Annotated in this window: 11 protein-coding genes; 5 read left to right on the top strand and 6 right to left on the bottom strand. The window is 61.5% G+C overall.

What is annotated here, in order from left to right:
* Positions 1-366: 366 nt before the first annotated feature.
* From ypfJ to ABRA89_RS05265, 4 genes are all read right to left on the bottom strand, one after another.
* Entirely contained in the window at positions 367-1,260 is an 894-nt protein-coding gene (ypfJ, locus tag ABRA89_RS05250; protein ID WP_349940604.1) for a KPN_02809 family neutral zinc metallopeptidase, read from the bottom strand.
* A 143-nt stretch (positions 1,261-1,403) separates the two neighbouring features.
* Entirely contained in the window at positions 1,404-2,387 is a 984-nt protein-coding gene (locus ABRA89_RS05255; protein ID WP_349940403.1) for a glycine--tRNA ligase subunit alpha, read from the bottom strand.
* A gap of 154 nt (positions 2,388-2,541) precedes the next feature.
* Positions 2,542-2,724 carry a hypothetical protein gene (locus tag ABRA89_RS05260; RefSeq protein WP_349940404.1) on the bottom strand — a complete coding sequence of 61 codons (183 nt, stop codon included), beginning with the start codon at positions 2,722-2,724 and terminating at the stop codon, positions 2,542-2,544.
* Positions 2,725-2,851: 127 nt separating this feature from the next.
* Positions 2,852-3,730, bottom strand: coding sequence for a S49 family peptidase (locus ABRA89_RS05265; protein WP_349940405.1), 879 nt, complete (start codon positions 3,728-3,730; stop codon positions 2,852-2,854).
* Between the two features lie 350 nt (positions 3,731-4,080).
* Here ABRA89_RS05265 and ABRA89_RS05270 point away from each other — a divergent pair, with 350 nt between their 5' ends.
* Together ABRA89_RS05270 and ABRA89_RS05275 are read left to right on the top strand one after the other, a co-directional pair.
* Entirely contained in the window at positions 4,081-4,686 is a 606-nt protein-coding gene (locus tag ABRA89_RS05270) for a universal stress protein (RefSeq protein ID WP_349940406.1), read from the top strand.
* Between the two features lie 11 nt (positions 4,687-4,697).
* Positions 4,698-6,287 carry an alanine/glycine:cation symporter family protein gene (locus ABRA89_RS05275; RefSeq protein ID WP_349940407.1) on the top strand — a complete coding sequence of 530 codons (1,590 nt, stop codon included), beginning with the start codon at positions 4,698-4,700 and terminating at the stop codon, positions 6,285-6,287.
* A gap of 344 nt (positions 6,288-6,631) precedes the next feature.
* On the opposite strand, the gene ABRA89_RS05280 is transcribed toward ABRA89_RS05275, so the two are convergent.
* Both ABRA89_RS05280 and ABRA89_RS05285 read right to left on the bottom strand, forming a co-directional pair.
* Positions 6,632-7,516, bottom strand: a complete 885-nt coding sequence (locus ABRA89_RS05280; RefSeq protein WP_349940408.1) for a methyltransferase — start codon at positions 7,514-7,516, stop codon at positions 6,632-6,634.
* Positions 7,494-7,721 carry a putative signal transducing protein gene (locus tag ABRA89_RS05285; RefSeq protein WP_349940409.1) on the bottom strand — a complete coding sequence of 76 codons (228 nt, stop codon included), beginning with the start codon at positions 7,719-7,721 and terminating at the stop codon, positions 7,494-7,496. Before ABRA89_RS05285 ends, ABRA89_RS05280 begins: the two co-directional genes overlap by 23 nt.
* A 317-nt stretch (positions 7,722-8,038) precedes the next feature.
* Here ABRA89_RS05285 and ABRA89_RS05290 point away from each other — a divergent pair, with 317 nt between their 5' ends.
* From ABRA89_RS05290 to ABRA89_RS05300, 3 genes are all read left to right on the top strand, one after another.
* Positions 8,039-8,977 (top strand): polyprenyl synthetase family protein, encoded by a 939-nt coding sequence (locus ABRA89_RS05290; protein WP_349940605.1) that lies wholly within the window; start codon positions 8,039-8,041, stop codon positions 8,975-8,977.
* A 204-nt stretch (positions 8,978-9,181) separates the two neighbouring features.
* Positions 9,182-11,074 carry a tetratricopeptide repeat protein gene (locus ABRA89_RS05295; protein ID WP_349940410.1) on the top strand — a complete coding sequence of 631 codons (1,893 nt, stop codon included), beginning with the start codon at positions 9,182-9,184 and terminating at the stop codon, positions 11,072-11,074.
* A 7-nt stretch (positions 11,075-11,081) separates the two neighbouring features.
* Entirely contained in the window at positions 11,082-11,954 is an 873-nt protein-coding gene (locus ABRA89_RS05300; protein ID WP_349940411.1) for a 4-(cytidine 5'-diphospho)-2-C-methyl-D-erythritol kinase, read from the top strand.
* The last annotated feature ends 84 nt before the right edge of the window (positions 11,955-12,038 follow it).

Here is a 12,038-nt window from a genome sequence, read left to right on the forward strand (position 1 = left end):
GTCAGAAATCGATTTCGTTGAGTCCGCCGCCTTGCACCATGCCGCCCGAGGGAATGCAAGCGCCAGCGCTATGCTTCAGTGTGCGAAGTCCGGCTTGCCGTGCCGATATGCCGATCCTCCACTTCGAATCCATGTTTGGAGGAGGTCATGGCACGACCGGCAGAAGGGCAGACCGAAGTCCGCCTGAAGCGGCGGACACCTGCGCGTTCTCGATCGAAGAACTCAAAAGCGCCATTTCGAACGGGATCCAAAACGGGCAGAGTCGCCTCGCCACCTTGAATGAGGTCAAAGCGGACGGTCGCAGCGCTTGAGGAGCGAGTCGAGCGCTTTGAATTCTCTCAAGCGCTCCTTCCCGAGCTGGACGGCTTATTGCCGTCCCCCCAGCGTATCGCACGCACCGAAATCACCCGTCTCGTAGCCGCGCCGGAACCATTCCTGCCGCTGTTCGGACGTGCCGTGGGTAAAGCTGTCTGGCACCACGGTACCCTGGCTACGACGTTGCAGCGTATCGTCGCCGATCTGAAAGGCGGCATTCAGCGCCTCGTCGATATCTCCGGGCTCCACATAGCCGGCGGCGCGCGTTTCGTGTGCCCAGATGCCGGCATAGCAGTCGGCCTGGAGTTCGACCCGCACCGAGAGAGCGTTCGCCTCGTCCTGCGGCAGGGTGCGGCGGGCCTCGTTCAGCTGGCCGAGAACGCCGGTGAGGTTCTGGATGTGATGGCCCACCTCATGCGCCACCACATAGGCCTGCGCGAAATCGCCGGGCGCATTGAGCTGCTGCTGAAGCTGCTCGAAGAATGTGAGGTCAATATAGAGCTGCTGGTCGCTCGGGCAGTAGAACGGGCCGGTCGCCGAGCCCGCGATGCCGCAGGCCGACTGGACGCGATCGTTGAAGAGGACGAGTGTCGGCTCGGGATATGCCTCGCCGGCCTCCTCGAAGCGCCGGCTCCAGACATCTTCCGTGTCGGCGAGAACCGTCGCGACGAAATCGTCCGTCTCGCCCGGCGTCGACTCGACACCACCTCCGCCGCCGGTCTGGGTGGTCTCGTAGCCGCCCTGCCCGCCCGGATCGCCGCCGAGCAGTGCGAGCGGATTGATTCCGAAGACGAACCAGGCAATGGCGCCGACGACAATCAGCGTGACAAGACTGCCGCCGGACTTGACCGGAATGCGAAGCCCGCCGCTCCCGCGCGAAAAACCGCCACCGCGCCCCCGCCGATCTTCAATGTTGCTCGACTGCCTTCGCCCGCGCCAGCGCATGTTCGCCATTCTCCCGTTGTTCGGAGAGAAATTTCCGCAAGGCCGGAGAAGTCAATGTTACAAACGATAGGTTTTGATTGGACGCGTCAGGAGCTCGCCAGACAGAGAACCGCCGCCCTCGGCAGGCTATTCCTTTAAAGTAGTCAGGCCGCCGCTTCGCCCGCCTTCACATTCGCCCCGCCCGCATCCGTCATCAGGAACGCTTCACCGCATTGGCGGGCAAGGTTGCGGACGCGCAGGATGTAGCTCTGGCGCTCGGTGACGGAAATGACACCGCGGGCATCGAGCAGGTTGAAGGCGTGGGAGGCCTTGATGCACTGATCGTAGGCGGGCAGCACGCACTTGTGGAGCGACGCGCTCGCGGCCGGAGCGTTGTCGTTGCCAGCCACGGCCGGTGCACCGGCCTTCAGGATCGCCGCGCACTGGCGCTCGGCCTCGTCAAAATGCCGGTGCAGGATTTCGGTGTCGGCCATCTCGAAATTGTAGCGCGAATATTCCTGCTCGGCCTGCAGGAAGACATCGCCATAGGTGAACTTTTCAGCGCCCTCGCGGCCGTTGAAGTTGAGGTCGTAAACGTTGTCGACGTTTTGGACATACATTGCGAGGCGTTCCAGCCCGTAGGTCAGCTCCCCTGCCACCGGCGCGCATTCGATGCCGCAGACCTGCTGGAAATAGGTGAACTGGGACACCTCCATCCCGTCGCACCAGCACTCCCAACCGAGGCCCCACGCGCCGAGCGTCGGGCTTTCCCAATCGTCTTCCACAAAGCGGATGTCGTGGAGAAGCGGATCGATCCCGATCGCCTTCAACGAGCCGAGATAGAGTTCCTGAAGGTTGGACGGGTTCGGCTTCAGGATCACCTGATATTGGTAATAGTGCTGGAGCCGGTTCGGATTTTCGCCGTATCGCCCGTCCTTCGGCCGACGCGAGGGCTGCACATAGGCCGCGTTCCAGGGTTTGGGTCCGAGCGCGCGCAGGGTGGTCGCCGGATGGAAGGTGCCGGCCCCAACCTCCATGTCGTATGGCTGGAGCACGACGCAACCGTAATCGGCCCAATAGCGGTGCAGCGTCAGGATCAGCGCCTGAAAAGAACGGCGCGGGTCCATGTGAGGGGCCAGATCGGACATGAAGAGCAAGCTTTCGTCGGGCTAGGTGCACGCCCGTGCGGGCGGCGCGTTCGCCAAGCGAGTTGCCACGGGGGGGCGCAGAGGGTCAAGCTTCAGCCGGCTAGAACCGAGCTCGCAAAGACCATTCCGGCAGAAAACCTGCCAGACCGGGTGGTCAGTCTTTCTTCACCCGGTAGACCCCGTCCTGTCCCCGCACCAGCGTTCCCTGTGCTCCGGTGCGCGTTTCGGCTTCCGCACGACGGTTGCGCTCGGACAGCTGCTCCGCATCGCGCTTCATCTGCTTATAGCCATAAAGCGCGGCGGCCCCTACGAGGCCAAGAAGAAGAAACTGGGGCATCAGATCGATCACGTGACAGGTTCCGAGGTCCGGTAATATGCGCGCTTGCCGAACCTCCGACAAGCGTTCTTTCACTTATATGGGCACACCGAACGCCGCATCCGTTCAAAGCGGTCTGAAATTTTTGTCAGAAGCCGAAGCGACCCCAAAGCGCCCGCTCTTCCGCCAGCGCGTAAATACGGTCGACGGCACCTGCACCGATTGCCTCGGCCGAGGCCGGAAACTGCGCCGAGAGGCCGACGCCGGGCTTGATCCGACCCAGCAGGCCCGTCTTAGCCGAATAGAGTTTCGGCTCGGCTTTTTCGCCGTAGAGCTCGCGAAGCACGCCGTGAAGATCGCCAATACGATCGACCAGTCCGAGATCGAGCGCCCGGCTGCCGGACCAGAAGAGGCCGGTAAAAAGATCGTCGTTGTCGGCGAGCTTCTCTTTCCTCGCTCCCTTCACGAGATCGATGAAGGTGCCGTGGACATCGAGTTGGAGCGCCTTCAGCCGTTCGACATCTTCAGGCTTTTCCGGCTGGAATGGATCCAGCGTCACCTTGTTCTTGCCCGCGGTATGGACCCGCCGCTCGATGCCGAGCTTGGAGATCGCCTCGACGAAACCGAACGATCCCGAGACGACACCGATCGAGCCGACGATGGAGGACGGATCGGCGATGATCTCGTCGCCGGCGCAGGCGATCATGTACCCGCCGGAAGCCGCAACGTCCTCCACGAAGACCAGCACTTTCTTCTTTTTCTCCACGGCCAGATCGCGGATGCGCTGGTAAATCAGGCGCGACTGGACCGGAGACCCACCCGGCGAATTGACGATCACCGCGACCGCCGGCGCGCTCTTATGCCCGAACGCCTTTTCCAGCATCGGCGCGACGCCTGCGATCGAGAGCGTCTGGCGACCGATCCCGCCCCCCGAAGCCATGATCGCACCCGATAGCCGCACGGTCGGGATCTGGATCTTCTCTTTGCGGAAGCGTTTTGGGACGAATTTCTTCAACGGGTTTGCCACGGTCGATCACTTTTCTGAGGAGTTGTGCGCTGCGGCGCATGTATGATTCGCCGCGCGGTTCGCAAAGGGAAACGGTCCGCGTGCCGCATCGATTCTCAGCAGGGCCGGCTCTAACCGGCGCCAGCGCTGATGCAAAGCTTCTGACTCATCACCGCAATTGATGGATTTATCAAAAAAAGTGGTATCTGCGACCTAAAACTCTCTTAGCCGGCTTGACCGGCACGGATTTTGAGCATCCAATTCATTTGACGAAAATATGGCCTTTCAAGAGTTCACCTCTCTTGCAGAGGTAAATCGAGCCGATGTGCGCCGCGAAATAAGAATGTGGCGTGCATTCAAAGCTGTTTGAATTGGTCGCCCGCGCGACCGACAGGCGCGACGACTTTCAAGAAGCCGGGAGTTTCACTTTCAATACAGGACGGTTGCGAGGCTGCAATCGTTTCAAGGCACAATTTGGCGATCTGGTCATCGCCGCGGGAGCGTTTAATCGCGCGAATACTTCCTCGAAAGGAGCTCTCTTGACGACGACATTGGTAATCGGGATCGACGGCAGCGCCGCAAGCAAGAGAGCGCTTGCTCATGGTCAGAGGCTATCGAAGCTCATCGGCGACTGCACCCTACTCCTCGTATACGTGATCGAGTGGTCACCCTACACCTTCCAGAGCGCCGAAGAGAACGAGCAGCGTCATAATCGCCGCGAGGAAGAGATCGACGTGGCAAAGTCGCGGGTTCTTGATCCCATGATGAAGCAGGTGGTCGCCGACGGTTTCAAGGCCGAGTGCAGGGTACGGCACGGCGATGCCGCTGAGATTCTCAACTCCGTAGCGGTCGAAAACCACGCCGAACAGATCATCGTCGCCCGCGGCTCCGAAGGCGGCTTCGCCTCGCGCTTCTTCGGCACCGTCTCCGTCAAGCTCGCGACCTCCGCCAGCGTGCCCGTGACAATCGTTTCCTGAGGATTTGCCCTATGACACGACGGCTTCTCACACCTGTCGCCCTGCTTCTCCTATTCGCATCGAATGTGACCGCCTTCGCCCAGGAAGGAGCCGAAGGCGCAGGCATCGACGCGGCGGTCAACAACGCCTTCGGGCTCGCGACCGGCTGGTTCGTCAATCTCATCTTCGCCCCACTGCCGGGCACGTCCTTTCCGTGGATCGTCTTGTGGCTGGTCGTGGGCGCGACGATTTTCACGTTCTATTTCGGCTTCATCCAGTTCCGCGCCTTCAAGCACGCGATCCAGCTGGTGAAGGGCGACTATTCCGATCCCAACGATGCCGGTGAGGTCAGCCACTTCCAGGCGCTCGCGACGGCACTGTCCGGCACGGTCGGACTCGGCAATATCGCGGGCGTCGCCGTTGCCATCGGCATCGGCGGACCCGGCGCGACCTTCTGGATGATTCTTGCCGGCCTGATGGGCATGGCATCGAAATTCACCGAGTGCACGCTCGGCGTGAAATACCGAAACGAATACTCCAACGGCACCGTCTCCGGCGGCCCCATGTATTACATGCAGAAGGGCTTTGCCGAGCGCGGCAAACCCGGCGGTAAGTTCCTCGCCGTTCTCTTCGCCGTCTTCTGCATTCTCGGCGCGCTCGGCGGCGGCAACATGTTCCAGGCCAATCAGGCCCATGCACAGCTTGCCAACATTTTCGGAGATTTTCCGGGCTGGATCACCGGTGTCATCTTCGCCGCTGTCGTCTTCGCCGTCATCGTCGGCGGCATTAAGTCGATCGCGCGCGTCACGGAGAAGATCGTGCCCTTCATGGGCGTCTTCTACGTCATTGCCGCCCTGATCATCATTCTTGCGAATTTCGATCAGATCGGAACCGCCTTCGGCCGGATATTCGAGGGCGCATTCACCGGTCTCGGCGTCGCGGGTGGCCTCGTCGGCGCGCTGATCCAGGGCTTCAAGCGCGCGGCCTTCTCGAATGAGGCCGGCGTTGGTTCTGCGGCGATCGCCCACTCGGCGGTCAAGACCAAGGAGCCGATCACCGAGGGCTTCGTTTCGCTCCTGGAGCCATTCATCGATACGGTCGTGATCTGCACGATGACAGCCCTCGTCATCATCATCTCCGACCAGCTGATCACCGATCAGAACGGGATGTTCCTCCTCAACGACGATGGCCAGACCATCCAGACGGTGGGAGATACATCGGGCGTCGCCCTCACCTCGGCGGCCTTCGCGACGGCGTTCTCCTGGTTCCCCATCGTGCTTGCGATCGCGGTGATCCTGTTCGCCTTCTCGACCATGCTCTCCTGGTCCTATTACGGCCTGAAAGCGTGGACCTACCTGTTCGGTGAAGGCAAGACGAAGGAAATCACCTTCAAGGTAATCTTCTGCATCTTCGTCGTGATCGGAGCGGCAGCGAGCCTCGGGCCCGTCATCGACTTCTCTGACGCCGCAATCTTCGCGATGGCGGTCGTCAATATCACTGCGCTCTACGTGCTGATGCCGATCGTCAAGAAGGAGCTCAACTCCTACTGGTCGCGGCTGAAGACCGGTGAGATCAAGAAATACAAGGGCGCCGGTTCCAGCGATACGCAGCCGGCCGAATAGGCGGCTCCCACTGGAGAGAACCTTCGAACATCAAGAGCGGCGGGTGTTTTGGCACCCGCCGCTTCCTTTGAAAGATACGAGTTCAGGCCTTCAGCCGCGGACTCTGAACTAGCCTTCGCCAGACGTCGCCGAAGAGAGCATTGCCGATCGGTTCGATAGAAAGACGACCCTGCACCGTGGCTGGTTCGATCGGCCCCGGCACTCGCGACGGACACTCGAAGCCGGCATAATCTCCATCCGCCGAGGCACCGGGTACATCGCCATTGCGGAAGAACCGCATCGCTCTCGAGACGGTGCCGTTCTCATCAGCCTCGATCCATTGCTCGGCGACCTCGCGAACGCAGTCATTCGCGTAAACGATCTTGACGCAGGTCCGGCTCGCTCGACTTGTCACAGCTTCGTTGACGCCCACGCTGTTTCGGCCAGCCAAAATGAGCGAGCCCTTCGGAAACGCGGCGCGAGAAATTGCTTGTCTCGCCGCCCTCATCGAAGAGGTAACGTAAGGGAAGAAAAGACAAGTCGTCCTTGTACCCCTTGCGCCAGGTTAGGATCAGCCGGGTCGCTGCTTCGCCAGGATGGCCGTGGATCGGCGTTATAGCCGGTCCGCCGATGCGCCCGGACAGAACAGGGAGGCAGGCCGGCAAGGCCGCCGGCGGCAGGACTGCCGCGAACCGCCCGCCGTCTTTGAGAAGAGCAAGGCTCGCCTTCATCCATCGCGCGAGAAAATCCTCGCTCGGTGCGTTCATGGCGGCGGCGCGAATCGGATCGGGCGAAGGTCGCTGCCCCGGCAGGTAGAACGGCGGGTTTGTCACGACGAAATTGGCGAGCCGAATGCCCCTTTCTACCTCAAGTCGTCGTTGTCCGAATGAGAAAATGTCCGTCTCCAAAACGGAAACACGACCGGCGAAGGCGGCATTGCCATCATGGTCGAGACCCGCGCGCGCGCAGGCTGCCATGAAAGGCTCGTTCTCGATCAGAGTCACCCGAAGCTTTGGCGCCCGAGCCGCAGCCGCGAACCCGACCGCACCGGCGCCGGCTCCGATATCCAGCAAATCGCCGGTCGCCCCTTCGCCAACGGTCGCGGCCAGAAGCAAGGCGTCGAGGCCGGAGCGATAGCCGGTACGCCTTGGCTGCACGAGATGGAACCGCCCTTTGTAGAACGCGTCGGTCCTCGTTTCGGGCGCGTCGGCGATGACTGCTTCGCCGTCAGGCTCCGGTCGAAAGTTCATGGCCGAGCTCGGAATCGCGCATCAGGCGTCGCGCCTTCTCCAGCTCGTCGGCCTCGACCATGACCCTCCGCGGTAAAGCACCGATGGATCCGTCGAGAATACTCATATGCTGGTCGGCCACGAAATGCGGGATATTTGCCTCTTTGAGAAGCGCATCGACGAACGAAATCAGGACCGCGTCATTGGAGCGCATCAGTTCCTTCATGCAGTTTCGTCCCATCTACCCCGTGTCCAAAGAGCGCGGATAACGCCCTTACCCGTTTTTTGCCTTACGGACGATATCCATGTTGACGGGCAAGTCCGGGGAAATGCAAGTGCGACCCGAACCCTGTAGAACCATCCGCCGGGCTGGCGTAAAGGTGGTTCCGCACTAGGATGAACACCAGAGCTTCGAAGGTTGGCAACCGATCCACCTCGAACCCTGCGATCGATTGGAGTGAGAGAGTGGTTGCTGCGAACCGCGTCGAGCACACGCAAGCCCGCCCGACGATCGACACGATCGTATCGGTCACCCAGCGCGACATGGCGCGCGTCAACGACCTGATCCTCTCAATGGCCGGCTCGCGGGTCGAGCTGATTCCGGAAATTGCGAACCATCTGATTTCGTCCGGCGGCAAGCGCCTGCGCCCCATGCTGACGATCGCTTCGGCCATCGCGCACGGCTATGATGGAGGCGACTCCCATGTGAAGCTCGCGGCCAGTGTGGAATTCATGCACACCGCAACGCTCCTCCACGACGATGTGGTGGACGAGAGCGACCTTCGCCGTGGCAAGAGCACGGCGCGCACGATCTGGGGCAACCAGGCAAGCGTCCTCGTCGGTGATTATCTTCTCGGCCAGGCCTTCAAGATGATGGTCGATGTCGGCTCGATGACGGCGCTCTCCATCCTCTCCGATGCTTCGGCCGTGATCGCCGAAGGCGAGGTCTGGCAGCTGGCCGCTGCCAAGCGGATGACGACGAAGGAAGAAGATTATCTCGCCGTCGTCGATGCCAAGACGGCCGCGCTCTTTGCAGCTGCAGCCGAGGTCGGTCCGGTCATCGCCGGCAAGGATATGGCGGCACGTGAGGCGATGCGCCGCTATGGCCGCAGCCTCGGCATCTCGTTCCAGCTGATCGACGACGTGCTCGACTATGGCGGCGTCGCCGCAGATCTCGGCAAGAACACCGGCGATGATTTTCGTGAAGGCAAGATCACCCTTCCCGTCATCCTCGCCTATCAGGCCGGAAACGAGGAAGAAAAAGCGTTCTGGCGCTCGGCCATGGAAGAAGGCCGTAACGACGACATCGCCCTCGCCAAGGCCGTCGATCTCATCGATCGTCACGGAACCCTGAAAGCCACCATCGACAGGGCGCGAGCCTATGGCGCGGACGCGTATGATGCCGCCGAAAGTCTGCCGCCGTCCCTCGCCCGCGACGCTCTACTCGATGTCGTTGAATTCTGCATTGCCCGCATCCGGTAACCGCGTTCGATGCATACCGCCTTCGTTTATCCCGGGTAACGACTTTCGTCCCAATACGGTCATTGTCACAGTGCATATGCGCCGTAACGATATGAACTTGCATTTTTGCCCTGCTTGTCGTCCTGTCGCCGCCTGCAACGGCTCGTTCGGACATCCCGTCGGATGTCAAGGCATCAGAGGCCGGAAGAAAAGGGACCACCCCCCGTGTTCTTGAAACGCCTTTCCCACTTGTCCGCCACCGCAGCGCTTGCTTTCGGTCTCTCCGCTCTGCCATCCGCAGCGCAGGAGCAAGCCGAGAACGACCTGCCGGGCGTGCCACCGCTCGCCGCGCAATCGCTATCAGGCGCGTATCTCGCGGCAAAGCAGGCCCAGCAGACCGGCGAACTGGAGGAAGCGACGATCTTTTTCGATCAGGCCCTGCGTCTCGATCGGGACTCCGAGCTTCTGCGTCAGGATGCGATGCTGGCTTATCTCGCGGGTGGGCGATTCGACGACGCGATCGATCTTGCGACCGATCTTCGCGACAGCCCGACGAGCGGAAAGATCGCTCGCATCGCGCTCGGTATCGACGCCTTGCGCAAGGGCCAGTTCGATCGCGCGATCGCAGAATTCGATATCGTCGATCCGTCCGATCTCGACCTGCTTCTCCTCGGCGAACTGACTGCCTGGGCGGAACTCGGCGCTGGTCGTGTCGACGAAGCTCTTCTGCGCATCGACGATCTCGAAGAGGCGCCCTGGTACGAAACCTTCAATTTCTATCAGAAAGGCCTGATGGCTGAGGTCGCCGGTCGTGAAAAGGTGGCGCGCCGGTCCTATGGGCAGCTTGTCGATCAGCCTGCCCTCGCACGCTCTTCACCGGACGCCTATCTTTCCGCCGCAGAGAGCCTTGCCCGGGTCGAAGCACGCGCCGGAAATCAGGAAGCAGCGCTTGCGGCGCTCGACAAGGGTCTCGATCTTGCCCCGAATTACGATCCCCTTCGTGGACTGAAGGACCGGATCGAGCGCGAGGAGACGATCGAGCCCTCGATCGCAAACGTTCAGGAAGGCAGCGCGGAGGCTCTGCGCATTCTCGGCCAGACGATCAATCGCGGCGACGGTCAGGAGGTCGCTCTTCTCTATTTCCAGCTCGCCCACGTTCTCGAACCGCGCAATCCCGGCATCCTGACGGCGCTCGCCAGCATCGCCGAAGCTGGCGAGCAGTATGATCGCGCGATCGCCTATTATCGGGAGATTCCGGAAAGCTCGGCGTATCGGCGCACCGCTGACCTCCAGATCGGCCTCGACTACTGGTATGCCGAGCGCAAGGGCGAAGCGATTGAGCACCTGCGCCGGGCCACCGAGACCTATCCGGACGACATTCAGGCCTATACCGCACTCGCCGACGTTCTCGCCGCCGACAAGAAATATGAGGACGTCACGGCCGCGCTCAACACCGCGATCAAGCTTGCCGAACCGATCGACGAACGCGACTGGAATCTTTTCTACCAGCGCGGCATCTCCTTCGAACGCCGCGGAATCTGGGACAAGGCCGAAGCCGACTTCAAAAAGGCGCTCGATCTGTCGCCCGATCAGCCGCAGGTTCTGAACTATCTCGGCTATTCCTGGGTCGACAAGAACGAGCACCTGGAAGAAGGGCTCGACATGATCCGCAAGGCCGTCGAACTGCGCCCGAACGATGGCTACATCATCGATTCGCTCGGCTGGGCCTATTACCGCCTCGGCCGCTACGAAGAAGCTGTCGACGAACTGGAACGCGCGATCCTGCTGACCCCGACCGACCCGACGATCAACGATCACCTTGGCGATGCCTATTGGCATGTTGGACGTGAACGTGAGGCCCGCTTCCAGTGGGAGCGCGCCCTCAACGGCGATCCCAAGCCCGAGCCGGACGCGATCGAGCGGATCGAGGCCAAGCTCGAAGGTGGGCTCGACGCTGTAACCGACGAAGGCGGCACGTCGGGCGAGGATCAGCCGCAGCAGACAGGCGCGAACGAGGCCGAGACAAAGCCTGAGAAAGCTGCGTTCGAAGCGGCCGAGGAGAAGAGAACAGAGCCGGCCTCCAAACCGGCTCCCGCTGACAACGAGCAGACCAACTGACCGGGCTTTGAACAACAACCCGTTCGAAGGCGAAATCGCCGCGCCTGCCAAGATCAATCTCGCCCTGCACGTCGTGGGCCGGCGAGGCGACGGCTATCATCTTCTCGAAAGCCTCGCGGTCTTCGCCGATCGCGTGGCAGATCGTCTGGCGATCGAGCCGGCTGCCGAAGACAGACTCGTCGTCGACGGCCCATTTGCGGCCGGCGTGCCGACAAATGATCGCAATATCGTCCTGAAAGCGCTTTCCCTCGCTCGCGAGGAAGCGTCTCGCCTTAGCTTCGAAATCCCGCCGCTTCTCATCAGACTCACCAAGGCCTTGCCGCACGGCGCCGGCATCGGCGGTGGCTCGGCCGATGCGGCGGCACTCCTGCGCAGGCTCGGCTCTTTGTCTGCAGACTTGCCTGAAAATCTGGGGAAGCGAGCTGCCGAACTCGGGGCCGACGTGCCGATGTGCATGATCGGAAGACCGCTCATCGCTCGGGGCATTGGCGAAAAACTCGATCCAATCGAGATCGGCTCGATGCCCTCGATGGTGCTCGTCAATCCGGGCAAGCCGGTCTCGACGCCGGCGGTCTTCAAGGCGTTGCAGAATCGCGAGAACCTGCCGCTACCCTCCCTGCCCGAAGGCGGTTTCAAGTCGAGAGAAGACCTCTTTGTCTGGCTCGATGAGACCCGTAACGATCTTCAGGAAACAGCGACCGCAATCGAACCGGCGATCGGCGATGCTCTTGAGCAGCTCGCGGCCACAGGTGCCGACTTTGTCCGCATGTCGGGATCCGGATCGACCGTCTTCGCCCTTTATGAGGGTGCCGATCATGCAAAGCGCGGCGCAGAATCCATAGCTGAGGCTCGGCCGAATTGGTGGATTGCAAGCGCCTGACCGAGCAATTCCTTTAGCGCGATCGGTGGAACGCGCGCCTTCGCCGACAGTTCGGTTATCATGAGGCGACCGCAGAGACCTGGG

Origin of the sequence: Fulvimarina thalattae (assembly GCF_040239565.1) — a bacterium.
In the GTDB taxonomy this organism is placed as follows: domain Bacteria; phylum Pseudomonadota; class Alphaproteobacteria; order Rhizobiales; family Rhizobiaceae; genus Fulvimarina.